Source organism: Pseudomonas protegens (assembly GCF_003732485.1).
In the GTDB taxonomy this organism is placed as follows: Bacteria; Pseudomonadota; Gammaproteobacteria; order Pseudomonadales; family Pseudomonadaceae; genus Aquipseudomonas; species Aquipseudomonas protegens_B.
In genome coordinates this window covers 202,528-226,226 of the sequence record NZ_MOAK01000036.1, presented here as the reverse complement: position 1 = coordinate 226,226, position 23,699 = coordinate 202,528, and the positions used below count along the sequence as shown (strand labels likewise).

Below are 23,699 nucleotides of genomic sequence, written 5' to 3'. Positions count from 1 at the left end.
GCAGAGCATTCTGCCGCTGCTGGACGAACTGTCCCCCGAGGCTCGCGGCATTGGCGCGGTCAACACCGTGGTCCTCAAGGACGGCAAGCGGGTCGGCCACAACACCGACTGCCTGGGGTTTGCCGAAGGGTTCCGGCGCGGCCTGCAAGGTGTGGCCAGGCGGCACGTGGTGCAGATGGGGGCCGGCGGCGCCGGAGCGGCAGTGGCCCACGCCCTGCTCAGCGAAGACGTGGAACAACTGAGTATTTTCGATGTGGAGCAGCAGCGGGCGCAAAGCCTGGCGGACAACCTCAACCAGCATTTCGGCGCTGCTCGGGCCAAGGCCGGGGGCGACCTGCCCAGCACCCTGGCGAGCGCCGACGGCCTGGTCAACACCACGCCCATGGGCATGGCGAAGTTGCCGGGTATGCCGGTGCCGGTGGAACTGCTGCGAGCGGATCTGTGGGTGGCCGAGATCGTCTACTTCCCGCTGGACACCGAACTGCTGCGCAATGCCCGTGCCCTGGGTTGCCGGACCCTGGACGGCGGCACCATGGCCGTGTTCCAGGCGGTCAAGGCGTTCGAGCTGTTCAGTGGCCAGAGCGCCGACCCGCAACGCATGCTGGCGCACTTCCAGAGCATGAACGGCTGAGGCGCCAGTGCCTGTAGCCGCTCGCCCAGGCAGCGGCTACCAGCATTGCGTTTATTCGGACTTGAGCTGCAAGCGTGAGAGCAAGCCGATCAGCAGCACGTTGAAGAGGATCATCAGCAGGCTGCCAAGAATGCCCACCAGATTGATCACCGAGCTCGGCAACCAGTCGAATACGCTGAACCCGGTCAGGGACAGCAGCCGCTCGCCGAACCAGAACGTGTCGACCACGATCATCAGGATCAGGATGATTTTAAGCGTTGGGACGGGGTTACCCATGGTGCTTTCCTTGTCGTAGGGGGGGCTGTAGGAGCCGGGGTGACGAGGGCGATCTTACGGACGCTTTGGCTGGCAAGCCAGCGCCTGCACAAGCCAGCCCGGTCCTGAAGCTCCGGGTCAGGCCTGCAGGTAGCGCAGCACCGATTCGCAGATCATTTCCCGGTGCCGCTGCTTGATGCTTTCGTCCGGCAGATCGATCTGGAAGATCTCGCCAAAGGTGTGACGGTTCGACACCCGGTAGAAACAGAAGGAGCTGATCAGCAAGTGCACATCCAGCGGGTCCAGGCCGCTACGGAACACCCCCTCCTGCGCGCCGCGTTCGAGGATCTCGCCCAGGGCATGAAGGATGGTGTTGTTCATCGCCTTGATCACGCCGGACTGCTTTACGTACTCGGCCTTGTGGATATTCTCGATGCTGACGATGCGCACGAAATCGACGTTGCGGTCGTGGTGGTCGAAGGTGAACTCCACCAGCCGGCGAATCGCCTCCTGCGGCGCCAGTTCCGCCAGGTGCAGGCGGCTCTCGGTGCTGCGGATATCGCCGTAGAGCTTCTCCAGCACTTCGACGTAGAGCTGCTCCTTGCTGCCGAAGTAGTAGTAGATCATGCGCTTGGAGGTATGGATGCGCTCGGCGATCGCATCCACCCGCGCACCGGAAAGTCCCTGCTGGACGAACTCGACAATGGCTTCTTGAAGGATGTTCTCGCGGGTCTTTTCCGGGTTGTTCTTGCGACTCTTGCGCGGTTCGAGAGCAGGCTCATCGGGCGCAATCGAGCGTTCACTGGTCATTGTCATTCTGGGCTCACGGCCATCACTGCACACGCGGGCGATTATGGGCCGCGTCCTGTCGCGAAAGAAAGTACAGAGGCGGTGGATTGCCGCCTCCGGTTACCAATCCGCTACAACTTGGCCTGACGCACCGCACCACTGCGCGACTTGGCCATGGCCGCCAGGCGCACCGCGACGTTGGCCGCACCATAGCCGGCGTAGCCGTTCTTGCGCTGGATGATCTCGAAGAAGAACCGCCCCTCGAACGGTTCGGTGTAGACGTGAAACAGCTCGCCGCCCTGGGCGTCGCGGTCATACAGGACGTTGTAGTACGCCAGCTCGCTGAGGAACTCATCGTCGAAATCAAAACGCGCTGCCAGGTCGTCGTAGTAGTTGAGGGGGATATCCAGCAGCGGCACCCCGGCCTCCTTGGCGCGGCTGACCTCGGCGAAGATGTCGTCGCAGTCGAAGGCGATGTGATGCACACCCGAGCCACGATAGCTGGACAGTGCATGGGAGATTGCAGTGTTGCGGTTCTCCGAGATGTTCAGCGGCAAGCGGATCGAGCTGCAGCGACTGCGCAAGGCGCGGCTTTTCACCAGGCCATAGGGATCGGGCAGCACCACTTCATCATCGGCCTCGAAGTCCAGCAGGCTCTTGTAGAACAGCGCCCAACTGTCGAGGCTGTCCGCCGGCAGGGCCATGGCCATGTGATCGATACGCTTGAGCCCGCCCTTGGCCTGCACATCGTCATGCATGTTGAAGTCGGTGTCGTACAGGTGCTGGCCGCCCTGCTGCTGGTCCACCAGATAGATCAGGCTACCGTCGGGTTCACGCACCGCCGCCAGTTCCAGCTCGTTGGGGCCTACAAGCCCGCGATAAGGCTGGCCCTTGTAGGCCACCGCCCGCTCCAGGGCCTTGGCGCTGTCCTTGACCCGGATGGCCGTGGCGCACACCGAAGGGCCATGGGCTTCGAAGAAGCTGTGGGCAAAGGAATAGGGCTCGGAGTTGAGAATCAGGTTGATGTCCCCCTGGCGCATCAGGCTGACACTTTTGGAACGGTGCTGGCCGGCCTTGGCAAACCCCAGGCGCTCCAGCCAGCTACCCAGCTTGGCGCCCAGGGCTTCGTCCACGGCGAATTCGAGGAACTCGGTGCCGCCATAGGCTTCCACGGCCGGCGGGGCAAGCAGGATGTCGAGGTTGGCCACCGGCTGCGCCTCCTGCAGCAGGCGCTCGCGGGTCTTCTCCTCCAGGTACAGCAAGGAGCGCAGGCCGTCGGCGGCATTGGCCCGCGGCGGCGCGGCGCGAAAGCCGTCGTTGAAGATTTCCAGGGACAGCGGCCCGGTGTAGCCGCTCTTGATGATCGGCGCCAGAAAGCCCGGCAGATCGAATTCGCCCTGGCCCGGGAAACAGCGGAAATGCCGGCTCCACTCCAGCACATCCATGGCCAGGATCGGCGCGTCGGCCATCTGCACGAAGAAGATCTTGTCCCCCGGAATCTCGGCAATCGCCGCCGGGTCGCCCTTGAGCGACAGGGTATGGAAGCTGTCCAGCAACACCCCGAGGCTTGGGTGATCGGCGCTACGCACGATGTCCCAGACCTGTTGATAAGTGTTCACATGGCGGCCCCAGGCCAGGGCTTCATAGCCGATGCGCAAACCGCGTACTGCGGCCCGTTCGGCCAACAGGTGCAAATCGTCGATGAGGATCTGCCGGTCTCCCAGGCTGTCCGCCTGGGCATTGCTGCACACCAGCACCAGGTCGGTACCCAGTTCCTGCATCAGGTCGAACTTGCGCTCGGCTCGCTCCAGGTTGCGCGACAGGCGTTCGCGGCGGCAGCCCTCGAAGTCCCGGAATGGCTGAAACAGGGTGATGGCGATCCCCAGGTCGGCGCACATCTGTCTAATTTCCCGGGGGCTGCCGTCGTAGTAGAGAAGGTCGTTCTCGAAAATCTCCACCCCATCGAATCCGGCGGCGGCAATGGCTTCGAGTTTTTCCGGCAGGGTACCGCTCAAGGAAACGGTGGCAATGGAACGCTGCATGATTCAACTCCCGGGGAATGACGGCCGGTTGCGCCCGAGCCTTTTATTCGATGTTGCGGATTATTCCACAGCGTGATTTAAAGTGTACGAACCAGTTAGTTTTGTGTTCGATTATCGAACACAAAGCCGCTTGGCGAATTGACGATTTTTCAGCCACTGCGCACCATCGACAGCACATTGAGCCGCCCGAAAAAACCGTGGCTTCAATCACCCAGACCCAGAACACACCATAAAAATTTCAAAAATCGGGTACATCCTCATGCTTGCACTCAACGCCCCGCACTGCTGCACATCCCTTTGGCTCGCGCCTGGAACGGCCTCAATCGGCACCCTGGATCACGACGCGCTACAGCCCTGAGCAGATCGTCGTACCTATGGCGTTCGCCGGTCCGCAATCAACGGCTCGACGAACCAACCCAGCCGATCAATCACCCAGCCCCAGGCGCTCATGCCCTCGCTGACGATTGATTACGCGCCCTTGAGTTCCAACGAGCCCTGGCTCGTCAGCCACTGAACGGATGGCCCACATGACTCCTTCCCAAAGCTCTCGCATCGCCCCGAGCCTCAGCGTTGCCGGCGGCATCGGCGACAAGATCCGCGGCGCCATGGCCGTCGGCAAGACCCGCTGGGGCATGCTCGCCCTGGTGTTCTTCGCCACCACCTTGAACTACATCGATCGCGCCGCACTGGGCGTGATGCAGCCGATCCTGGCCAAGGAAATGAACTGGACGGCGATGGACTACGCCAACATCAACTTCTGGTTCCAGGTCGGCTACGCCGTGGGCTTCGTGCTCCAGGGCCGCCTGATCGACCGGGTTGGGGTGAAGCGGGTATTCTTCTTCGCCGTGCTGTTGTGGAGCCTGGCCACCGGCGCCCATGGCCTGGCCACTTCGGCCGCGGGCTTCATGGTCTGCCGCTTCATTCTCGGGCTCACTGAAGCCGCCAACTACCCGGCCTGCGTGAAGACCACGCGGCTGTGGTTCCCGGCCGGCGAACGGGCCGTGGCCACCGGGATCTTCAACGCCGGGACCAACGTCGGCGCAATGTTCACCCCCATGCTGCTGCCGCTGATCCTCCACGCCTGGGGCTGGCAAGCGGCGTTCCTGTGCATGGCGGCGCTGGGCGGTGTGTGGCTGCTGTTCTGGGGCCTGAAGTACTTCAACCCGGAAGATCACCCCAGCGTCAAAGCCTCGGAGCTGGCCTACATCCAGCAACAGGTGGAGCCCGAGCCGACCCGCGTGCCCTTCAGCCGCATCCTGCGCATGCGCGGCACCTGGGCCTTCGCCCTGGCCTACTCACTGACCGCGCCGGTGTTCTGGTTCTACCTGTACTGGCTGCCACCGTTCCTCAACCAGCAGTACAACCTGGGGATCAACGTGACCCAGATGGGCATCCCGCTGATCATCATCTACCTGACCGCCGACTTCGGCAGCGTCGGTGGCGGCATCCTCTCCTCGTTCCTGATCGGACGCGGCATGAACCCGATCAAGGCGCGGCTGCTGTCGATGTTCCTGTTCGCCTGCTGCATCATCGGCGTGATCATGGCCGCCGGCACCGCCAACCTGTGGCTGGCCGTGTTCGCCATCTCCCTGGGGATCGGTGCCCACCAGGCCTGGACCGCCAACATCTGGAGTCTGGTGATGGACTACACGCCCAAGCACATGATGAGCACCGTGTTCGGCTTTGGCGGGATGTGCGCGGCCATCGGCGGCATGTTCATGACCCAGATCGTCGGCCACATCCTCACCGTCACCAACAACAACTACACCCTGCTGTTCACCCTGATCCCGGCCATGTACTTCATTGCCCTGACCTGGATGTACTTCATGGCCCCGCGCAAGATTCCTCACGTAGAAGACTGATGCTCCTTTCACGCAGGCCCGCTCAGGGCCTGCGTTTTTTTATCGGCTCCCCCTCCCCCCTTTTTGTTTTTCCACACTCGGAGATCGTCCCATGACGCTGGGTAACCTGAGCATCGCCAAACGCGCCGTGATCAGCTTCGGCGTGATTGCCCTGCTGGTCCTGCTGCAGGGGCTGTTCGCCCTCAAGCAAGTGGCCGAAGTCCGCGCCACCGGCCAGCACACCGAAAACATTTCCCTGCCCAGCACCCGCTACCTGGGAGAAGTGCGCGACTATGTGTTGAGCATCCGCGTACTGAGCCTGCGCATGGCCCTCAACCGTGAACCGCAAGTGCTGGAAAGCACCATTGCCCGCCTGCATCAGGTACAAGCCTGGCTCGACCAGGCCCTGGCCAGGTTCGCGCCGCTGGTGGGCGATCACAACCGGGTGCAATACGAGACATTCCTCGCCACGGTCAAGAGCTACCAACAGGCCCTGGCCCAGTACGAAGCCCTGTCCCAGGACAATCGCAGCAGCGAGATGACGGCTCTGCTCAACGGCAAGATCCAGGATTACTCGACCCAGACCGGCGACCAGTTCACCGAACTGATGAACCTGACTGCCGAGGAAGTCAGCCAGTCGGCGCAGCATGCCGACGCGCTGTACACCCAGGTCAAAGTCACGGTGATCGGCGCCCTGATCGCCGTCGCCCTGCTGACCCTGTGCCTGGCCTGGCTGTTGATTCGCAGCATCGTCGTACCTATCCGCCAGGCCGTGGGCGTGGCCGAGCAAGTGGCCGCCGGCGATCTCGGCCGACCGATCCACAGCGAGGGCAGCGATGAAACCGCGCGCCTGCTCAAGGCCCTGGCCAGCATGCAGGCCAGCCTGCGTGAAACCCTGCAACTGATCAGCAGCACCTCGACCCAACTGGCCGCTGCCGCGCAACAGATGAGCCAGAGCACCCATCAGGACTCCAGCCGCCTGCAGCAGCAACACAACGAAATCGAGCAAGCAGCCACAGCCGTCAACGAGATGACCGTGGCCGTCGAGGAAGTGGCGCGCAACGCGGTGTCCACCTCCGACACCACCCGCCAGTCCACCGCCCAGGCCACTCAGGGGCAAGCCCGGGTGATCGAGACCCTGGACTCGATCCAGGCCATGAGCAGCAATGTCGGCACCGCCCTGCAGCAAGTGCAGACCCTGGCCGAGCAGTCACGGGAAATCGGCAAGGTGCTGGACGTGATCCGCGCCATTGCCGAACAGACCAACCTGCTGGCCCTGAACGCCGCCATTGAGGCCGCGCGGGCTGGGGAAGCCGGCCGTGGTTTTGCCGTGGTGGCAGACGAAGTGCGGGCCCTGGCCCATCGCACCCAGCAGTCGACCCAGGAAATCGAACAGATGATCGGCCGGGTCCAGGGCGACACCGACAGCGTGGTGCAGTCCATGCACGGCAACAGTCAGCGGGTGGCCCAGACCCTGTCCATCGCCGAACAGGCCGGGCTGGCCCTGGGGGAAATCACCCGGGCCATGGAGCAGATCCACGAGCGCAACCTGGTGATCGCCAGTGCCTCGGAAGAGCAGGCCCAAGTGGCCCGTGAAGTGGACCGCAACCTGCTGAACATCCGCGACCTGTCCCTGGAAAGCGCCGACGCCGCCACACGCACCAACGCCACCAGCCAGGAGCTGTCGCACTTGGCGGCAGGCCTGCAGAACCTGGTGGTGCGCTTCCGTTTCTGAGTCGTTTCAGCGGCGGCGCTGCTGCCAGGCCGCCGCCAACCCGCTGAAGCAGATCACGGCGATGCCCAACTGGGTGATCAGCGGCGGCGTATGGCCGAACAGCAGCCAGCCCAGCAGCCCGGCAAAGACAATCTGGCAGTAACCGAAGGGCGCCAACAGGGCCGGCGCCGCATGGCGAAAGGCCTGGGTCAGGAACAGGTGGGCACTCATGCCGCAAGCCCCCAGCGCCAGCATCAGCACGCCATGGACCAGGCCCGGGGTCTGCCAGAAGAACGGCACCAGCGCACTCATCACCAGGGTGTTGCACAGCCCGGCGAAGAAGTTGCTGGTGGTGGGGCTGTCATGCTCGGCCAGCTTGCGGGTCAGCAGTTGATAGAAACAGAAAAACAGCGCCGAGCAGAACGGCAGCAACACCGCCGGCGTGAACAGCTCGCCCCCCGGATGAACGATGATCAGCACCCCGACAAACCCGCAGATCACCGCCAGCCATTGGCCGCGCGTCACCTGTTCGCCGAGCAAGGGCACCGACAATGCGGTGACCAGCACCGGGGCGAGAAAGTTGACCGCCGTGGCCTCGGCCAGGGGGATGAACAGCAACGCCGAGGTGAACAGCAGACTGGTGCTCAACAGACACAGAGCCCGGGCCAGTTGCAGCAGTGGGCGCTTGCTGCGCAGCACACGCAGGCCCGATTGCGGCAGGAAGATCCCGGCCATCAGCAAGGTATGGATCAGGTAACGGGCCCAGACCACCATGATCACCGGGAAGAACCCCGAGAGGTATTTGGACAGGGCATCGTGGCTGGCGAACAGGAAGGTCGCCAGGACGATCAGCAGAATGCCCTTGAAGGGGTGATTGATCCCGGAAAGTGGCGTGCTGCGGGTCATGGGCATTCCTTGGGGTGATTGAAAACACGGCTTCGCGTTCCGCCAGCGCCTACCGGGTATTTGTAGGAGCCGGCTTGCCGGCGAAAGCCCTCCCGCCGACTCAGATCCTGACCAGCAGCGCGCGAGTTGCTTCCAGCGCCATCTGCGCTCGCTGCAAAGCACTCACACCCTGCTCCAGCAACTGCACCGTGGGTATTTCCAGGCTCAGGGGCAGTTCTGGCGGCAGGCACTTGAGCAGCCCCGCCAGATCACAGTCGCCCTCCCCTGGAAAACGCCGCTCGTTGCGGGCCTGGCGCAGGATCTCCTGCATATCGGCCGGACAGGGCCCGGCGACATCGCACAACTGTGCATAACGCAGGCGCGCCGGATCAACCTTGGCCAGGTCCTCCAGGCGCGATCCCGAACGATCGAAGTGGAAGGCATCCACCAGCACACAGCCATTGTCACGGCCGGCGTTTTCCACCACCCGCACCGCCTGTTCCAGGTTGCGCGCGTCGGTCCAGGGCATGAACTCCAGATGGGGATGCAGTCCGTACTGCTGCGCCAGATCGCACAAGGCGGCAAAGTTGTCGGTCAGGCGCGCCTCATCCGGATCATTGCCCGCCACCAGCAGTTCGCTGGCGGCAAACTCGGCGCCCACCGCCAGCACCGCCTCGAAGTCGCTGATCCGGGTCTGCGGCTTGAGCCGCAGGATCTCCACATCCAGCACCCGCACGCCGGTATCGCGCAGGCGATCCCGGGTTTGCCGACGCAAGCCGGTATCGGCCACCAGCGGAAAGTGATGTTCCTCCGGGGTTGCCGGCACCAGCCGCAGGCCCACATGGCTGTAGCCGGCACGGGCCGCCACTTCCACCATCTCTGGCGGAGACAGCTCCAGCACGGTCAGGCTGGCCAGGGAAAAAATCCGTTCACTCATCAGTTGTTCACTCAATGGGGGTTGGGGTGCAGGCGCGACCCGTGGCGGCGGCCTGGCGAATGGCTTCGATCAGGGCCAGGGTACGAGCGGCATCGGCGGCGCTGACCAGGGGCGCGACTTCGCCCCGGGCGACCTTGACGAAATGCTGCAGTTGCAAGCGCAGCGCCTCATCCGGCACGAAGCTTTCCTGCTGCATCAACAAGGGCTGGTGCCAACCGGCGCCCGCTTCGGCGTAGTGCCAGCGCTTGAGCTGAGGAATGCTCAAGGCTCCCTGAGTGCCGGCCAGCAGGTAGCAAGGCTGATCGGCCTGGCGCGGATACACCGGGTTCTCCCCGGAATCCAGCTCCCAGCTCCAGGGCGCCGCCACCGCATCGGAACCGGTGAGGCTGCCCAGGGCGCCGTTGTCGAACTGCAGCAGTACCGCCGCACAATCCTCATTGGCGTAACCACGCACGGTATTGCTGGTGATGGCCTGCACCTGTCGCACTTCTCCGCACAGGTGGCGCAACAGGTCGAGGTCGTGGATCAGGTTGGTCAGCAACATGCCGGCGCCGGGCTCACGACGCCAGGGCACATCGAAGTAACTCTCGGGCTTGTGCAACTGCCAGAGCGCAGTGACTGTGGTCAGCCGGCCCAGGGCGCCGCCGTGCACCAGTTCATGGGCCCGGGCGATCAACGGATTGTGTCGCCGATGATGCCCCACCAGCACCGGCACGCCGCTAGTGCGCGATGCCGCCACCAGCTCGCGCACTTCATCCAGGTGCACGCCCACGGGTTTTTCCAGCAGCACCGGGATACCCGCCGCCAGACAATCCAGGGCAGTGCTGACGTGAAGGTTATTGGGGTTGGCGACGATGACCGCATCCGGGCGCGCGTCCTTGAGCAAGGTCCGGTGATCGCTGAAATGCGGCACCTGCCATTGCCCGGCGATGGCTTGCGCCTGGGGCCCGGGGTCGGCCACGGCGCACAGACTGGCCTCGGCCAGGGTCTTGAGGTGTTGATAGTGCTGCTGCCCCATATTGCCGACGCCGATCAGGGCAATGCGCAGTGGCGGGTTCAATGGCGAATCCTCTTGTGATTGTTATCGGGACGCTGATATTCAATTATTTAGAACTCAGTTCCAATTTCACACAAGAGCGATAAAAAATACTGTCCGATTACCGAACGGCTTTGTAAGGATTCGCGGAAACCCTGCGCCTTCCTGCTCTGCCCGTAGCCGCCAGGGCAAGCAACGGCTACGGGCAGAGCGCGTGGCGTCAGTTGAACAGTTCGGAAGCCTGGCTGGCGGCCGACAGCTCTTGGGCAAATTGCAGCAGCAATGGCGCCAGTTCATGCAGCCGCGCCAGGGGCAGGCGCGCGCTGGGGCCGGCAACGCTGAGCACACCCACGACCCGGCCATCGATGGGATGGCGCACCACCGCGGCAATTGCCGAGGTGCCGACCGCCGAGCTTTCCTCGACCCAGGCGTAGCCCTGCTCGCGGGCCAGGCGCAGGCGCTCCAGCAACTCGATGTTCGAGCGCGGCGCATTGGGCCCCAGGTCCGCCGGGGTTTCCACGCGCTGGCGCTCCACCAGGGACAACGCCTCGGCGTCACTCAGAGTGGCCAGCCAGGCATGCCCGGAAGCGGTGTAGAACAGCGGCGCCTCGCGGCCCATGTCCGGGTCGTAACGCAGCCCGGAACGGGCGCCCTGGGACTTGGCGATCCAGGTCTGACGCTCGCCTTCGATCACCCCCAGGCGTACCAGCTCGCCGGACTCCTGGGCCAGGCGATCGAGTACCGGCTGGACGATGTCCGCGCCGCTGGCAGACAGGTAGCGAAAGCCCATGGCCACCAGCCGGGTGGACAGCTGGTAGCGCAGGTTGTCCGGGTTCTGCCGCACGTAGCCCAGGCGAATCAACTCCGCCAACAGGCGATGGGTTGCACTTTTGGGGATTTCCAGCTGTTCCGCCAGGGTCTGCAACGGCAGGCCGCGGGGATCACCGGTAAGACGTTCGAGAACGCTGAAGACGCGTTCGATTTGACTGCCAGCCATGGTCGGGTCCCGACAAAATTTGGCCGATTCTAGTGACAACGGGCCGGTTGGGGAACTGCAGGGCGTGGTTCGATTACCGCCCGGAATCGACGAAAGCGGGCTTTTCACCCAACACAACGCCTTGTGCGCAGGTTAGCCGAGCTCGTATATTTTTTGGAATCACTTTCCATAAATACAATGGCTGCAACTGGCCTCCACCCTCGATTCGCCGGGCATTTTCTGTGCGGCTGCGCTGTCCAAACCAGCGACGCCCTACAGCCCTCGCCGACCCGGCCGTGTTCTTTTATCCACAGGGAGATTGCCCATGCCTCACTCCGTAGATTGCCCAGTCCTGACCCACAGCGGCCTGCACATGCCCAAGCTTGGCCTCGGCACTTGGCCGATGCTCGATGACGAGTGCACTCGCGCCGTGGAACAGGCCCTGGACCTGGGTTACCGACACATCGATACCGCCCAGGCCTACAACAACGAAGACGCCGTGGGCCAGGCCCTGACCAACACCCCGGTGCCCCGGGAGCAGATCCACCTCACCACCAAGGTCTGGTGGGACCAACTGCGCCCCGAGGCCATGCGCCATTCCCTGGAGCGCAGCCTGAAAGCCCTGCGCTGCGATTATGTGGATCTGTTTCATATCCACTGGCCCACCAGCGATTGGGAGCTGGAACGCAGCATCGAAACCCTGGTGTCGTTCAGGGAACAGGGACTGGTGAAGCACATTGGCGTGGCCAATTTCCCCCTGGTGCTGCTGCGTCGGGTGATTGAAGGGCTGGGTGCACCGCTGTCGGCGATCCAGGTGGAATACCACGTGCTGCTGGGGCAAAGCGGCCTGCTGGACTATGCCCGCAGCCGCGACATGGTGCTGACCGCCTACACGCCGCTGGCACGCAACAAGGTGTCCGAGGTGGCCGAGATCCGGCAGATCGCCGCCAAGCACGGCGTGCTGCCGACCCAGGTGGCGCTCAAGTGGTTGCTGGATCAGAACAACGTCGCGGCCATTCCCAAAGCCAGCAGTCGGGCCAACCAATTGGCCAACCTGGAGTCCCTCAAGCTGCAGTTGGACGATGAAGACCGGGCACTGATCGCCGGCCTGCCCAAGGATCAGCGTCAGGTCAGCCCGGACTTCGCTCCGGTCTGGGATCATTTCGATCATTGACCCACTGCGGCCATGGGTGGCCCCCGCCGGGTGCCATGCATGGCCTCAGGCTTTTTTCAGAAGTCGAAGAACACCGTCTCGCCTTCACCCTGGATGCGAATGTCGAAGCGATAGGCGCGCTGGCCATTCACCTCGCAAGGATGGGCCAGCAGGGTTTCCCGACGTTGTGCCTGCTCGATCAGGTTCAACACCGGACACTGGGCGTTGGCCTCCGGCTCGTCGGCAAAGTACAACCGGGTGTGCAGGTGGATATTGATCCCCCGGGCAAACAGCGACAGGTTGATGTGCGGCGCCATCGGCACGCCGGCGGCGTTGTTCACCACCCCGGGCTTGACGGTATTGAGGGTCCACTCCCCGGCATCGAAGGTGGTGGCGGTGCGGCCAAAGCAGTTGAACGGTTTTTCCGTATCGAACACCGGGTCATAGACCCCGGCAGAATCGGCCTGCCAGAACTCCAGGAAGGAATCGCGCACCAGGTGGCCATTGCCATCGTAGACGTGGCCGATCAACAGGATCTGCTCGCCCGGCGCATCGGGCTTGGCCATCTGGTTCCAGATTTCCTCGGGGCGGGAGGGGTTTCCCGCCGCCGCCAGGGCCAGGCCGATATGCACATAGGGGCCGGCCGTTTGCGAGGGGGTTTCAGGCAGCAATTGAACAGGCATGGCAGGCTCCTCAGCAGTTCTCGAAGTGGGTCTTGCGCTGGCCGCGCAGCACGATGTCGAAGCGGTAGGCCAGGCAGTCCATGGGATTGGCACTGCCCATGTCCAGGCGCGCGATCAGGCTCTGTACCGCCTCCGGGTTGGCAATGGACTTGACGATCGGGCACAGCGGGATCAACGGATCGCCTTCAAAGTACAGCTGGGTGATCAGCCGAGTGGCAATCGACGGACCGCTGATGGAGAAGTGGATATGCGCCGGGCGCCAGTCGTTGGGGCCGTTGCGCCATGGGTAAGGCCCGGGCTTGATGGTGCGGAAGCTGTAGTAGCCGTCACGGTCGGTGAGGGCCCGGCCGACGCCGCCGAAGTTCGGGTCCAGGGGCGCCAGGTAGCGGTCGTTCTTGTGCCGGTAGCGGCCACCGGCGTTGGCCTGCCACATCTCCACCAGAGTGTGGGGGATCGGCTTGCCGTATTGATCGCAGACCCGCCCGGAAACAATGATCCGCTCGCCCACTGGCAAGCCGCCGTTGTTGAAGTTGAGCAAAAGGTCGTTATCGAAACGCCCGGTGCGCAGGTGGGAAAAGTCCGGGCCACTGGTTTCGCTGAGCGATTGTGGAATGCTCACCAGCGCCTGGCGCGGGGAGCGGGCGACGGAGGTCTTGTAGTCGGGGGTCAGGGCCTTGGGGTGCCAATTACGGTCGCGAATCACGAAGCGACTGCTGTCTGCATCAGACATGTCGATCTCCTGTTGTTTGATTTATGGAGCACATCCGACGCAGTTTCAAACAAATCAGGAGGGTGGAAAATTGAAAAGCCACCACTCAACCATAACCAAAAGGTTATGGATAACTGCCCTCGCGATAGGCCAGCCCCACTTCCCTGAGCACCTCCACCGCCCACTGCGCCGCCAGGGACAGCGGCAGGCTGGCATTACTGGAAATTCCTACCGAACCGCCCGGCTCGCGCAGGCCCAGGTCCAGCTCCCGCAACTCGCCATTGGCCAGATCCAGGCGCACTGCGTCCAGCGGCGCTATCCACAGCGCATCGCTGGACAGGGTGTAGCGCCGGCTCAGGGCCACCGACAAGGTTTCCAGACGCTGTTGCGACTGGGCGATACCGCACTGAATGAACAGGCTGTCGGCGTGCTTGCGAATGCTGGTGCCACCCAGGGGCAGTACCAGCGGATAGGTGCTGACCGCATCGCGGTCCAGGGGCCCGGTCGCCAGTGGATGCTCGGGACGGGCCACCAGGGTCATGGATTCGCTGTACAGGTGCTCGAAGCTCAGGCCCTGGATCTCTGGACTCTCGGTCATGCGCCCCACCACCAGGTCCAGATCGCCGACCCGCAATTGCGAGAGCAGGTAGGCGCTGGGCCCGGTCACCACGCTGACCGTCAATGCCGAATGCCGCTGGTGCAGGCGCCGCATCACCTCCGGCAGCAGCAGGCTTTCCACGGTGGACAACACGCCGATACGCACCAGCCCGGCAGCGTATTCGCCGCCGCGCAGGCTATTGACGCCTTCGCGCAAGGCTTGCACCGAAGGGCCGGCGAATCGCAGGAAAGCCCGCCCGGCCTCGGTCAGGCTTAGGCCCGACTTGCTCCGGGCAAACAGCCGGGTGTCCAGTAGCGCCTCCAGCTCCTTGAGGGTTTTCGACATCGCCGGCTGGCTCACCGCAAGTACATCGGCGGCCCGGGCCAGACTGCCCTGGCGCGCCATTTCAAGAAAACACACCAGGTGACGGAATTTGATGCGGGTGTCGATGTTCAATAGTGGGCCCCGAAATGTGTCTGCAGCGGATCGATCCGGCTGCGGGCCATGGTAGCGTGCGCAAAAATCCCTGACGACCGGACTGGCGCCGGTTCGAGCTACCAGCAACACTGACCAACAGAAAAAAACGAGGACTCCCCCATGCTTTGGAAAAAAGGCCGGCGCAGCGACAACGTCGTGGATGCGCGAGATGACAGCGGTGGCGGCGGTGGCGGCCTGCGTTTTGGCGGTGGCAAGGGACTGAGCCTGACGGCGATCATCCTGATCGTCGGTATCGGCTGGGCCACCGGCCAGGACCCGTTGCAGATCCTCGGCCAACTGGTGGGCCAAAGCGGCCAGACCTCGGCCCCGGCCACCACCCAGGCGCGCAAGAATCCACCGGCCAATGACGAGCAGGCGGAGTTCGTCCGCGCCATCCTCGGCGACACCGAAGACACCTGGGGCCAGATCTTCCAGCAGGCCGGCCGCCAGTATCAGGCGCCCAAGCTGATTCTGTTCCGAGGCCGGGTCAACTCCGCCTGCGGCGCCGCCACCTCTGCCAGCGGCCCCTTCTATTGCCCTGCCGATCAGCAGGTGTACCTGGACATGGACTTCTTCCGCGAGATGACCCAGCGCTTTTCCGCCGCCGGCGACTTCGCCCAGGCCTACGTGATTGCCCACGAAGTCGGGCACCACGTACAGACCCTGCTGGGAGTCTCGGCGAAAATGCAGGCCGCACGTCAGCAAGGCCGGCAGATGGAAGGTGATGGCGGTCTACTGGTGCGCCAGGAATTGCAGGCCGACTGTCTGGCTGGAGTCTGGGCCTACCATGGGCAGAAGCGCCTGAACTGGCTGGAGCCCGGAGATGTGGAAGAAGCCCTGAACGCCGCCAATGCCATCGGTGATGACCGTCTGCAGCAACAGGGCCAGGGCCGGGTCGTACCGGATTCCTTCACCCACGGTACCTCGGCGCAACGGGTGCGCTGGTTCAAGACCGGCTTCAGCCAGGGCCAGGTCGGCCAGTGCGACACCTTCGCCGCCAAGAGCCTGTAGATGTGCCGACTGCTGGCGGCATTACTGTGCCTGGGCTGCCTCGGCGCCCAGGCCGCGGAACACGGCGTCAAGGTCATCAGCCCCGAACGCATGCCCCTGGAGGGCGGGCAACTGGCCCTGGGCCTGAGCCAGGATTGGCGCCAGCCACTGCCCGGAGTGCAGCGGGCGCTGATCATCGTTCATGGGCGGCTGCGCAATGCCCAGACCTATCTGCACAGCGGCGAAACCGCCGCCGGGCAGGCCGGGCAAAGCGCCGCGACCCTGGTGATCGCCCCACAGTTTCTCAATCAGAGCGATATCGCCCGTCATCAGCTGCCGGACCCGCTGCTGCGCTGGAAGGGCAATGACTGGATGGCCGGCGAACCGTCCAGCGGGCCCGTTGCCTTGAGCTCCTACGCCGCACTGGACGCTATCCTCCAGCGCCTGAAGGACCGCAGGCTATTCCCGTCACTCAAGGACGTAGTAATCGCCGGCCATTCCGGCGGCGCCCAGGTGGTGCAGCGCTATGCCCTGACCACAGGGCAACATGCCGAGCTGAAGCAGGCCGGAATCGAACTGCGCTACGTGATCGCCAATCCGTCGTCCTACGCCTACTTCGATGCAACGCGCCCGGTGGCTTTCGAGCCGGCCAGTTGCCCGGGGTTCAACAACTGGAAATACGGACTGAACCGGCTCCCGGCCTATGCCACCGAGCAGTCCCCGGCGCAGCTCGAACAAGGCTACGTGACGCGCCACATCACCTACCTGCTGGGCCAGCAGGACATAGACCCCAACCACCCGGCCCTGGACAAGAGCTGCGCCGCCGAGACCCAGGGTGCCTACCGGCTGATTCGCGGGCACAACTACTTCGACTACCTGATGCGGCGTCATCCGCAAGGCTTGCCACAACGGTTGGTGGAAGTGCCCGGGGTCGGGCACGACGGCGACAGGATGTTCACCTCAGCCGAAGGTCAGGCGGCCCTATTCCAATAGGAGCCGGCTTGCCGGTGAAAGGGCCCGCCACTCAAGCCGACAGCAATTCCCGCAACTGTGCGCAATCGCGCGCATGCCAGTCGGTCAGTTCCGGCCAGGGGTTGTCCGGCAGGTTCACCAGTACCGTGCGCGTCGCCGCGGCACGCCCGCAGTCCAGGTCGAAGCGATAGTCACCGACCATGACCATGCGTTGCGGTGCCACATCCCAGGCCTCGGCCAGCTTCAGCAAGCCACCGGGATGGGGTTTGGGCGGAGCCTCGTCGCGCCCCAGCACATCGGCCTCGGCAAAGCAGTCCGCCAGGCCGATGGCCTCCAGGGTCACGTGAGCCAGCTCGCGGGCATTGCGCGTGAGGATGCCCAGGCGATAACCGCGCCCGGCCAGTTCCCGCACCAGTTCCACCGCTCCCGGGGCCGGACGCGAACCCAGGGCCAGGTCGCGCTCGTGCTCCAGCAGCCAGGCGTGCTTGGCCGCGGACTCAGCCGCCGGCAAGGCCGCCAGGTGAGTGAGGATGTCGTCCTCCGGAGGAATCGACAGCGCCTGGCGGATCGCCGCGAAATCATGCACGGCGATGGTCAGGGTGCCGTCCATGTCGAACACCCAATGTTCTATGTCTGAAAGACTCATGCCCAATCCTTGCGATGACGGATCAACCCTTCCTGAGTCACCGAGGCTACCAGTTGACCGGCACGGTTGAACACGCTGCCCCGGGAGAAGCCGCGGGAGTTACCGGCCCAGGGGCTGTCCATGGCGTACAACAGCCAGTCGTCAGCACGCAGGTCGGCGTGGAACCACAGGGCGTGATCGAGGCTGGCGACCTGCATGTCCTTCTGCCACACCGACTTGCCGTGGGGCAGCATCGAGGTGGTCAGCAGGCCGAAGTCCGAGGCATAGGCCAGCAGGTACTTGTGCAGCGCCGGACTGTCCGCCAGGGCGCCGTCGGCGCGGAACCAGACGTACTTCACCGGGTCCATGGGCTGCGGGTTGTAGGGGTCCTTCTCGGTCACCGGGCGCACTTCGATGGGCTTGGGGCACAGCAGTTTCTCGCGCATGTGCTCGGGAATCAGGTGCGCACGCTGGGTGGTGATCTCCAGCTCCGACGGCAGGTTTTCCGGCCCGACCACCTGGGGCATGCTGTTCTGGTGCTCGAAACCCTGCTCGTCGTACTGGAACGAGGCGCTGCAGGTGAAGATCGGGTTGCCTTTCTGGATCGCCGTCACCCGCCGGGTGCTGAAACTGCCGCCGTCGCGCACCCGGTCCACCTGGTAGACCACCGGCAGCGCGGCATCCCCGGGACGCAGGAAGTAGCCGTGCATGGAATGCACGTGGCGCGCTTCCTCCACCGTCTGACTGGCTGCGGACAACGACTGGCCGAGCACCTGGCCGCCAAACAGCTGGCGAAAACCGAGGTCCTGGCTGCGACCGCGAAACAGGTTTTCTTCGATGGCTTCCAGGGTCAACAGATCGACCAGATCATCCAGCACATGACTCATTCAGACTCTCCTCACACAGAGCAAAACCGCGCAATCTCGGCTGCGGCGGTCAAATCAATTGGGGTCGCACCTCATCGGCACATTCTAAACGTGCGCGCTTGCTATCCATGCAAGGTTTCCAACCATTGTTCGCGGGTAATGCGGTACAGCACATGCTCGCGCAGCGGGTGATCGCCAGCGAGGTTCGGATGCTCGAAGTCGTCCGCAGCAGCGTGATGCATACCAATGGCCTGCATCACCTTCTGCGACGGCAGGTTGTTGCGGGTGGTAAAGGCTACGACTTCGTCGAGGGACAGACGATCGAAAGCGCAACGCAAGGCTGTCCAGGCCGCTTCGCTGGCATAACCCAGGCCCCAGTGCTCGCGAGCCAGGCGCCAGGCGATTTCCACTGCCGGGGTGAACGACGCCTCGAAACCGACGACGCCCAGTCCGGTAAAACCGATGAACGCACCAGTGTCCTTACGCTCCAGGGCCCAGACCCCGAAGCCGTGCTCGGCAAAATGCCCGCGTACCCGCCCGATCAGCGCGGCACTTTCCAGACGACTCAAGGGCGCGGGAAAGTAGCGCATGACCTGTGGATCGGCACACATTGCCGCAAATGCCGGCAAATCGTCGTCGCGCCATTGGCGCAGCAACAGGCGCGCACTCTCGAGTTGCAGTATCGGCTCCATCGGTGCCCTCCGTTTCCGTGGGTGCAAGTCTACATCGCTGGTAGGATCCTTCACGGGTTCATCTAAGAAAATGCCATGACATTGCCGCTGATCTATCACGACGACTACAGCCCCGAGTTCCCGGCGGAGCACCGCTTCCCCATGGACAAGTTCCGCCTGCTGCGCGATCACCTGGTGGACAGCGGTCTGACCCGGGACGCCGATCTGCTGCGCCCGCAACTGTGCCCCGCGGAGGTCCTGGCCCTGGCCCACGATCCTGGCTATATCGAACGCTACATGAGTGGCGAGTTGTCCCGGGAAGACCAGCGGCGCCTCGGCCTGCCCTGGAGCGAAGCCCTGGCCCGGCGTACGGTACGCGCCGTCGGCGGCTCCTTGCTGGCCGCCGAACAGGCACTGGAGCATGGCCTGGCCTGCCATCTGGCGGGCGGCACCCACCATGCCCACTACGACTATCCGGCGGGGTTCTGCATCTTCAACGACCTGGCGGTGATCAGCCATTACCTGCTGGAAAGCGGGCGCGTGGGACGGGTTTTGATCTTCGACTGTGACGTGCACCAGGGCGATGGCACCGCACGGATCCTGCAACATACCCCCGAGGCGGTGACCGTCTCGTTGCACTGTGAAAAGAACTTCCCCGCACGCAAGGCCCAGAGCGACTGGGACATCCCGCTGCCCATGGGCATGGGCGACGCCGACTACCTCGACGTGGTGGACGACACCCTCAACTACCTGCTGCCCCTGTATCAGCCGGACCTGGTGCTCTACGACGCCGGGGTCGACGTGCACCAGGACGACGCCCTGGGCTACCTCAAGCTCACCGATGCCGGCCTGGCCGAACGCGACGAGCGGGTCATGCGCCATTGCCTGGGCCGGGATATCCCCGTGGTCGGCGTGATCGGCGGTGGCTACAGCAAGGATCGCCAGGCCCTGGCCCGTCGCCACGGTATCCTCCACCACAGTGCACAGCGGGTCTGGGAGTCATCAGGCTGCTACTGAGCCCTTGCGGCCTTACCCACATCCGCTGTGGAGCCGCTTGTGGATAACCTGGGCGAAAGCCTCTACAGCCCTTGTTCCACAGGGCCTCCAGGCTTTCGTCTGTTTTTTGATCAATGTCACCAGACGGTCATGCTGTTATGGGTCGCTTACCCCCAATCCCTGTGGAGCTGCCTGTGGATAACCTGAGTGAAAGGCGCTAGACCCCTTGTTCTGCAAGGCTAGTAAAGCGGTGTCTGTTTTTTGATCAGGGTGGCCACACACCTCCCTAGCGTTTTTCGTCGCCCACACTCATTGCCAGATAACGCTTTGCTCGATAAGCCAGGTGGGGCCGTAAACCTCTTCTGCCCCTCGAAGCTGTGCGTCGCGTCCTTGAGCCAGTCACTCAACCGCGCATCGGTAAACCTCGATGGCGCTACCGGAGCATGATGCAGTCGCACGATTATGTGTGTCATCGCAGCGCTACGCTGTTCAGGGTCCTGGATTAACTTCAGGGGCATTTGATTTGGCGTATTGAATATCAACATCGGCATCAGCAGTGGCTGGAGTTTCTCAAGAAGATCAATCGAGAAACACCCAAGTCTCTCCAACTGCACTTGAGCGCCGATCAACTACGCCACCCACAAGCATCCCAATATGAAAGCGTCGCTGGAAAAGCATTAACGCTTCTACATCCACTCCCTCTAACTTCCAGCTCGTGAAAGAACATGCTCAAGCGCTTTTCCGGAACATCACCGAATATTGGCGTGAGGGCAGCAGATTTGAGAGTGATCAAAAACAAGATCCCGCAACTGGCAAGCGCGCTGAACACCGGGTTTGACGCGGGCAAATTTTATTCTGCTGCCAGAATCAAAGCGTTAAAACCTATTGGCAGTGCTGTATCATTTTTCAAAATTCATCATCAGATCCAGATGATACTGCGACCGGACTGTCAGCACTCACTTGAAACAGGCTCATAACTATGCGGTTCTTAATAACTGGCGGCGCAGGGTTCATTGGTTCACACACATTGCTGGAGTTGCTTCAGGCAGGCCACGAAGCGGTGGTTCTGGATAACCTGTGCAATAGTTCCATGCTCTCGCTACAGCGCGTGCAACAAATAACCGGTGGTGCCCCTGTATTTGTTCAAGGTGATGTTTGTGACCGCGCCATCCTTGACCGTATTTTTTCCCAGTACGAGATTGATGTGGTATTGCACTTCGCGGGCCTGAAAGCCGTCGGAGAGAGCGTAAAACAGCCCTTGTCCTACTATCAGAACAACGTGAGTGGCAGCATCACCTTGTGCCAGGCCATGGCCGCCGCGGGCATCTACCGCCTGGTGTTCAGCTCCTCTGCCACAGTGTACGGCGACCCGGCGCAGATGCCGATTGTCGAGAGCTGCCCGCTGGGAACACCTACCAACCCCTATGGCACCTCCAAGTTAATGGTAGAGAAGATGCTGCAGGATATGGCTGCTGCCGATCCACGCTGGTCAGTTGCCCTGCTGCGCTACTTCAACCCGGTGGGGGCACATCAGAGTGGACTTCTGGGCGAGGACCCAAACGGCCTTCCGGAAAATCTATTGCCCTACATAAGCCGTGTCGCAGTGGGAAAACTCGAAAGTCTTTCCATCTATGGCAACGACTATCCGACCCCCGATGGCACCGGTGTTCGGGACTACATTCATGTAGTTGACCTTGCCAAAGGGCACATAGCAGCCGTGAACTACATTTCCCGGCACACCGGTATAAACGCCTGGAACCTCGGGACTGGGGTGGGTTACTCGGTACTGGAGATGATCCGGGCATTCGAGGATGCCTCTGGCTGCAGCATTCCCTACACGCTCTCCCCACGTCGCCAGGGCGACATTGCGCAATGCTGGTCAGACCCGTCCAAGGCACTTCACGATCTGGGCTGGAAGGCAGAACTGGGGCTGAAGGAGATGATGGAGGATACCTGGCGTTGGCAGTCGAATAACCCAGATGGGTACCGGTAGTTTTAAATGAAGACTGCACTGGCCGGCACGACTGCTTCATGGGTTTACGGAGTTCGTGCAGATTTAATCAAGGCCTTGGTGAGTGCCGGTCATGACGTTGTATCAATGGCCGGCAACTCATCCTGCAGGCACTGTTCCCGAGCATTGCTTACAATGACCACCCCTCCCATTTTCCAGGTTTTTTGATGTCCCCCTCCCCTACTTCCCACGTCGCGATTATCGGTGGCGGTCCCGCCGGCCTGATGGCCGCCGAGGTACTGAGCCAGGCCGGAGTTCGGGTCGACCTGTACGACGGCATGCCATCGGTGGGCCGAAAATTCCTCCTGGCCGGGGTGGGTGGCATGAACATCACCCACTCCGAAGCCTATCCGGCCTTTCTCTCCCGCTACGCCGAACGGGCGCCGCACATCGCCCCGCTGCTGCGGGAATTCGGCGCCGAAGCGCTGTGCCAGTGGATTCATGACCTGGGCATCGAAACCTTTGTCGGCAGCTCCGGACGGGTGTTCCCCACCGATATGAAAGCCGCGCCGCTGCTACGCGCCTGGCTCAAGCGCCTGCGCGACGCCGGGGTGGTTATCCACACCCGGCACCGCTGGCTGGGCTGGAATGCTGACGGCAGCCTGCGCATCCAGCACCCCGAAGGCGAAAGCGCGGTAAAGGCGGATGCCGTCCTGCTGGCATTGGGCGGTGGCAGTTGGTCGCGCCTGGGTTCCGATGGTGCGTGGCTACCCCTGCTGGAGCTGCGTGGAGTGCAAGTTGCGCCGTTGCAACCAAGCAATTGCGGTTTTGAGGTCAGTGCCTGGAGCGAGTTGCTGCGCGGCAAATTCGCCGGTGCCCCGTTGAAGAACGTCGCCATCGGCCTCAACGACGACCGCCCACGCCTGGGGGAATGCGTGATCACCGCCAGCGGCATCGAGGGCAGCCTGATCTATGCACTGTCGGCGCCTATCCGCGAAAGCATCAACCAGCACGGGCAAGCGACCATTCATATTGACCTGCTGCCGGGCAAACCTCTGGACAAGGTCCAGGCCGCCCTGGCCAAGTCGCGCGGCTCGCGCTCCATGGCCAAGCACCTGCAAAGTCAGTTGGGGATAGAGGGAGTCAAGGCGGCATTGTTACGGGAGCTGACAGCAGCCCCCACTTTCAACGATCCGGCACTCCTGGCAGCGGCAATCAAGGCCCTGCCCCTGACGCTGATCAAACCACGTCCGCTGGATGAAGCCATCAGCAGCGCCGGGGGCGTGCCTTTTGAGGCCCTCGACGAAGGCCTGATGCTCCAGCAGGTGCCAGGCGTATTCTGCGCTGGGGAAATGCTCGACTGGGAGGCGCCCACCGGTGGTTACCTGCTGACCGCCTGCTTTGCCAGCGGCCGTCGGGCCGGGTTGGGAATGCTGGAGTGGCTGCGGCACAGGCCGTAAACAGCTTCGCCGGCAAGCCGGCTCCTACAGGGGATTGCAGGAGCCGGCCTGCCGGCGAAGTGGTCAGCGCACTATTAAATCAGGGCTTGCGCTTGCGCGGCCCAGTGTTGAACGCCGGGACCTTGCGTACGGGTTTCACCGCCGGCGCTTCGGCTACCTCACCACTGTCCACCCACTTGCCCAGGTTGCGCTTGCCGCCACCGCCGGAGGTTTTCGGTTTCTTGGGCTTCTTCGGCTTCTTCACCACCTGGCCACTGGCGTCGGTTTCCGGCACCCGGTGCTCGGGCTCGAAATCCTGTTCTTCATGACGCTTCAATGTCTGGCGAGTCAGCATTTCGATCGCCGACAGCAAGTTGACCTCGTCGGCACACACCAGGGAAATCGCCTCACCGGTAGAACCGGCACGCCCGGTGCGACCAATGCGGTGGATATAGTCCTCGGC

23 protein-coding genes and 3 pseudogenes are annotated in these 23,699 nt (G+C 63.0%); 12 read left to right on the top strand and 14 right to left on the bottom strand.

Features of this window, described 5'->3' with window-relative positions:
* On the top strand, window positions 1-631 hold a 631-nt coding region (locus BLX41_RS07930; RefSeq protein ID WP_185073447.1), incomplete at its 5' end, for a shikimate dehydrogenase.
* A gap of 51 nt (window positions 632-682) precedes the next feature.
* Here the strand turns inward: BLX41_RS07930 and BLX41_RS07925 are convergent.
* The 3 genes from BLX41_RS07925 to quiC all read right to left on the bottom strand — a co-directional run bounded on the left by BLX41_RS07925 (window position 683) and on the right by quiC (window position 3,717).
* A complete protein-coding gene (locus BLX41_RS07925) occupies window positions 683-907 on the bottom strand; it encodes a hypothetical protein (RefSeq protein WP_123724434.1) in 225 nt (74 codons plus the stop codon).
* Between the two features lie 117 nt (window positions 908-1,024).
* Window positions 1,025-1,702 carry a TetR/AcrR family transcriptional regulator gene (locus tag BLX41_RS07920; RefSeq protein WP_123724433.1) on the bottom strand — a complete coding sequence of 226 codons (678 nt, stop codon included), beginning with the start codon at window positions 1,700-1,702 and terminating at the stop codon, window positions 1,025-1,027.
* A 104-nt stretch (window positions 1,703-1,806) separates the two neighbouring features.
* Window positions 1,807-3,717, bottom strand: coding sequence for a 3-dehydroshikimate dehydratase QuiC (gene quiC / locus BLX41_RS07915; RefSeq protein ID WP_123724432.1), 1,911 nt, complete (start codon window positions 3,715-3,717; stop codon window positions 1,807-1,809).
* 527 nt (window positions 3,718-4,244) lie between these two features.
* On the opposite strand from quiC, the gene BLX41_RS07910 reads away from it, so the two are divergent.
* The 3 genes and pseudogenes from BLX41_RS07910 (at window position 4,245) to BLX41_RS37215 (ending at window position 7,293) form a co-directional block, all read left to right on the top strand.
* Window positions 4,245-5,579, top strand: coding sequence for an MFS transporter (locus BLX41_RS07910; RefSeq protein ID WP_123724431.1), 1,335 nt, complete (start codon window positions 4,245-4,247; stop codon window positions 5,577-5,579).
* A gap of 91 nt (window positions 5,580-5,670) precedes the next feature.
* A pseudogene (locus BLX41_RS37220) lies at window positions 5,671-6,438 on the top strand (MCP four helix bundle domain-containing protein); the annotation flags it as partial.
* Window positions 6,430-7,293 (top strand): methyl-accepting chemotaxis protein, encoded by an 864-nt coding sequence (locus BLX41_RS37215; RefSeq protein WP_404942756.1) that lies wholly within the window; start codon window positions 6,430-6,432, stop codon window positions 7,291-7,293. The pseudogene BLX41_RS37220 and the gene BLX41_RS37215, both read left to right, overlap by 9 nt.
* A gap of 6 nt (window positions 7,294-7,299) precedes the next feature.
* On the opposite strand, the gene BLX41_RS07900 is transcribed toward BLX41_RS37215, so the two are convergent.
* From BLX41_RS07900 to BLX41_RS07885, 4 genes are all read right to left on the bottom strand, one after another.
* A complete protein-coding gene (locus BLX41_RS07900) occupies window positions 7,300-8,178 on the bottom strand; it encodes a DMT family transporter (protein ID WP_123724429.1) in 879 nt (292 codons plus the stop codon).
* 100 nt (window positions 8,179-8,278) lie between these two features.
* On the bottom strand, window positions 8,279-9,094 hold the full coding sequence (locus BLX41_RS07895; RefSeq protein ID WP_123724428.1) for a sugar phosphate isomerase/epimerase family protein: 816 nt from the start codon (window positions 9,092-9,094) through the stop codon (window positions 8,279-8,281).
* Window positions 9,095-9,101: 7 nt separating this feature from the next.
* Window positions 9,102-10,154: a Gfo/Idh/MocA family protein gene (locus BLX41_RS07890; protein ID WP_123724427.1), complete on the bottom strand. Its 1,053-nt coding sequence runs from the start codon at window positions 10,152-10,154 to the stop codon at window positions 9,102-9,104.
* A gap of 196 nt (window positions 10,155-10,350) precedes the next feature.
* Entirely contained in the window at window positions 10,351-11,127 is a 777-nt protein-coding gene (locus BLX41_RS07885; RefSeq protein ID WP_015637135.1) for an IclR family transcriptional regulator, read from the bottom strand.
* A 304-nt stretch (window positions 11,128-11,431) separates the two neighbouring features.
* On the opposite strand from BLX41_RS07885, the gene BLX41_RS07880 reads away from it, so the two are divergent.
* Window positions 11,432-12,280, top strand: a complete 849-nt coding sequence (locus tag BLX41_RS07880; RefSeq protein WP_123724426.1) for an aldo/keto reductase — start codon at window positions 11,432-11,434, stop codon at window positions 12,278-12,280.
* A gap of 56 nt (window positions 12,281-12,336) precedes the next feature.
* Here the strand turns inward: BLX41_RS07880 and pcaG are convergent, their stop codons facing one another.
* The 3 genes from pcaG to pcaQ form a co-directional block, all read right to left on the bottom strand.
* Entirely contained in the window at window positions 12,337-12,942 is a 606-nt protein-coding gene (gene pcaG, locus BLX41_RS07875) for a protocatechuate 3,4-dioxygenase subunit alpha (protein ID WP_123724425.1), read from the bottom strand.
* 10 nt (window positions 12,943-12,952) lie between these two features.
* Window positions 12,953-13,672, bottom strand: a complete 720-nt coding sequence (pcaH, locus tag BLX41_RS07870; RefSeq protein WP_123724424.1) for a protocatechuate 3,4-dioxygenase subunit beta — start codon at window positions 13,670-13,672, stop codon at window positions 12,953-12,955.
* Between the two features lie 103 nt (window positions 13,673-13,775).
* Window positions 13,776-14,705, bottom strand: coding sequence for a pca operon transcription factor PcaQ (pcaQ, locus tag BLX41_RS07865; RefSeq protein WP_123724423.1), 930 nt, complete (start codon window positions 14,703-14,705; stop codon window positions 13,776-13,778).
* Between the two features lie 141 nt (window positions 14,706-14,846).
* Here pcaQ and ypfJ point away from each other — a divergent pair, with 141 nt between their 5' ends.
* Together ypfJ and BLX41_RS07855 are read left to right on the top strand one after the other, a co-directional pair.
* The gene (ypfJ, locus tag BLX41_RS07860; RefSeq protein WP_123724422.1) at window positions 14,847-15,737 is read left to right on the top strand and encodes a KPN_02809 family neutral zinc metallopeptidase; all 891 of its coding nucleotides are present in this window, start codon (window positions 14,847-14,849) and stop codon (window positions 15,735-15,737) included.
* Window positions 15,738-16,709 carry an alpha/beta hydrolase gene (locus BLX41_RS07855; RefSeq protein WP_123724421.1) on the top strand — a complete coding sequence of 324 codons (972 nt, stop codon included), beginning with the start codon at window positions 15,738-15,740 and terminating at the stop codon, window positions 16,707-16,709.
* Window positions 16,710-16,740: 31 nt separating this feature from the next.
* Here the strand turns inward: BLX41_RS07855 and BLX41_RS07850 are convergent, their stop codons facing one another.
* The 3 genes from BLX41_RS07850 to BLX41_RS07840 all read right to left on the bottom strand — a co-directional run bounded on the left by BLX41_RS07850 (window position 16,741) and on the right by BLX41_RS07840 (window position 18,871).
* Window positions 16,741-17,334, bottom strand: a complete 594-nt coding sequence (locus tag BLX41_RS07850; protein WP_123724420.1) for an HAD family hydrolase — start codon at window positions 17,332-17,334, stop codon at window positions 16,741-16,743.
* Entirely contained in the window at window positions 17,331-18,200 is an 870-nt protein-coding gene (gene tesB, locus BLX41_RS07845; RefSeq protein ID WP_011063621.1) for an acyl-CoA thioesterase II, read from the bottom strand. The genes BLX41_RS07850 and tesB overlap by 4 nt, the downstream gene beginning before the upstream one ends.
* A 101-nt stretch (window positions 18,201-18,301) precedes the next feature.
* Window positions 18,302-18,871, bottom strand: coding sequence for a GNAT family N-acetyltransferase (locus BLX41_RS07840; protein ID WP_123724419.1), 570 nt, complete (start codon window positions 18,869-18,871; stop codon window positions 18,302-18,304).
* Window positions 18,872-18,946: 75 nt separating this feature from the next.
* On the opposite strand from BLX41_RS07840, the gene BLX41_RS07835 reads away from it, so the two are divergent.
* From BLX41_RS07835 to BLX41_RS07820, 5 genes and pseudogenes are all read left to right on the top strand, one after another.
* Complete coding sequence (locus BLX41_RS07835; protein ID WP_123724418.1) at window positions 18,947-19,867, top strand: histone deacetylase family protein; 921 nt, start codon at window positions 18,947-18,949, stop codon at window positions 19,865-19,867.
* 300 nt (window positions 19,868-20,167) lie between these two features.
* Window positions 20,168-20,621 (top strand): annotated as a pseudogene (locus BLX41_RS34755) (hypothetical protein); the annotation flags it as partial.
* Window positions 20,572-20,823 carry a hypothetical protein gene (locus BLX41_RS33330; protein ID WP_148059697.1) on the top strand — a complete coding sequence of 84 codons (252 nt, stop codon included), beginning with the start codon at window positions 20,572-20,574 and terminating at the stop codon, window positions 20,821-20,823. The pseudogene BLX41_RS34755 and the gene BLX41_RS33330, both read left to right, overlap by 50 nt.
* Before the next feature lie 2 nt (window positions 20,824-20,825).
* On the top strand, window positions 20,826-21,839 hold the full coding sequence (gene galE / locus BLX41_RS07825; protein WP_123724416.1) for a UDP-glucose 4-epimerase GalE: 1,014 nt from the start codon (window positions 20,826-20,828) through the stop codon (window positions 21,837-21,839).
* Window positions 21,840-22,024: 185 nt separating this feature from the next.
* The gene (locus tag BLX41_RS07820) at window positions 22,025-23,257 is read left to right on the top strand and encodes a TIGR03862 family flavoprotein (RefSeq protein ID WP_123724415.1); all 1,233 of its coding nucleotides are present in this window, start codon (window positions 22,025-22,027) and stop codon (window positions 23,255-23,257) included.
* 79 nt (window positions 23,258-23,336) lie between these two features.
* Here the strand turns inward: BLX41_RS07820 and BLX41_RS34750 are convergent.
* Window positions 23,337-23,699: pseudogene (locus tag BLX41_RS34750) on the bottom strand (DEAD/DEAH box helicase); the annotation flags it as partial.

Bases quoted from the DNA above. Each gene is read 5' to 3' on its own strand.
- BLX41_RS07880 (WP_123724426.1), top strand. From the start codon at position 11,432: ATGCCTCACTCCGTAGATTGCCCAGTCCTGACCCACAGCGGCCTGCAC.
- BLX41_RS07925 (WP_123724434.1), bottom strand. From the start codon at position 907: ATGGGTAACCCCGTCCCAACGCTTAAAATCATCCTGATCCTGATGATC.
- tesB (WP_011063621.1), bottom strand. From the start codon at position 18,200: ATGAGTCATGTGCTGGATGATCTGGTCGATCTGTTGACCCTGGAAGCC.
- BLX41_RS07835 (WP_123724418.1), top strand. From the start codon at position 18,947: ATGACATTGCCGCTGATCTATCACGACGACTACAGCCCCGAGTTCCCG.
- pcaG (WP_123724425.1), bottom strand. From the start codon at position 12,942: ATGCCTGTTCAATTGCTGCCTGAAACCCCCTCGCAAACGGCCGGCCCC.
- ypfJ (WP_123724422.1), top strand. From the start codon at position 14,847: ATGCTTTGGAAAAAAGGCCGGCGCAGCGACAACGTCGTGGATGCGCGA.
- BLX41_RS07895 (WP_123724428.1), bottom strand. From the start codon at position 9,094: ATGAGTGAACGGATTTTTTCCCTGGCCAGCCTGACCGTGCTGGAGCTG.
- BLX41_RS07850 (WP_123724420.1), bottom strand. From the start codon at position 17,334: ATGAGTCTTTCAGACATAGAACATTGGGTGTTCGACATGGACGGCACC.
- pcaH (WP_123724424.1), bottom strand. From the start codon at position 13,672: ATGTCTGATGCAGACAGCAGTCGCTTCGTGATTCGCGACCGTAATTGG.
- quiC (WP_123724432.1), bottom strand. From the start codon at position 3,717: ATGCAGCGTTCCATTGCCACCGTTTCCTTGAGCGGTACCCTGCCGGAA.
- galE (WP_123724416.1), top strand. From the start codon at position 20,826: ATGCGGTTCTTAATAACTGGCGGCGCAGGGTTCATTGGTTCACACACA.
- BLX41_RS07820 (WP_123724415.1), top strand. From the start codon at position 22,025: ATGTCCCCCTCCCCTACTTCCCACGTCGCGATTATCGGTGGCGGTCCC.
- BLX41_RS07910 (WP_123724431.1), top strand. From the start codon at position 4,245: ATGACTCCTTCCCAAAGCTCTCGCATCGCCCCGAGCCTCAGCGTTGCC.
- BLX41_RS07840 (WP_123724419.1), bottom strand. From the start codon at position 18,871: ATGGAGCCGATACTGCAACTCGAGAGTGCGCGCCTGTTGCTGCGCCAA.
- BLX41_RS37215 (WP_404942756.1), top strand. From the start codon at position 6,430: ATGCAGGCCAGCCTGCGTGAAACCCTGCAACTGATCAGCAGCACCTCG.
- BLX41_RS07855 (WP_123724421.1), top strand. From the start codon at position 15,738: ATGTGCCGACTGCTGGCGGCATTACTGTGCCTGGGCTGCCTCGGCGCC.
- BLX41_RS07885 (WP_015637135.1), bottom strand. From the start codon at position 11,127: ATGGCTGGCAGTCAAATCGAACGCGTCTTCAGCGTTCTCGAACGTCTT.
- BLX41_RS33330 (WP_148059697.1), top strand. From the start codon at position 20,572: ATGCTCAAGCGCTTTTCCGGAACATCACCGAATATTGGCGTGAGGGCA.
- BLX41_RS07900 (WP_123724429.1), bottom strand. From the start codon at position 8,178: ATGACCCGCAGCACGCCACTTTCCGGGATCAATCACCCCTTCAAGGGC.
- BLX41_RS07920 (WP_123724433.1), bottom strand. From the start codon at position 1,702: ATGACAATGACCAGTGAACGCTCGATTGCGCCCGATGAGCCTGCTCTC.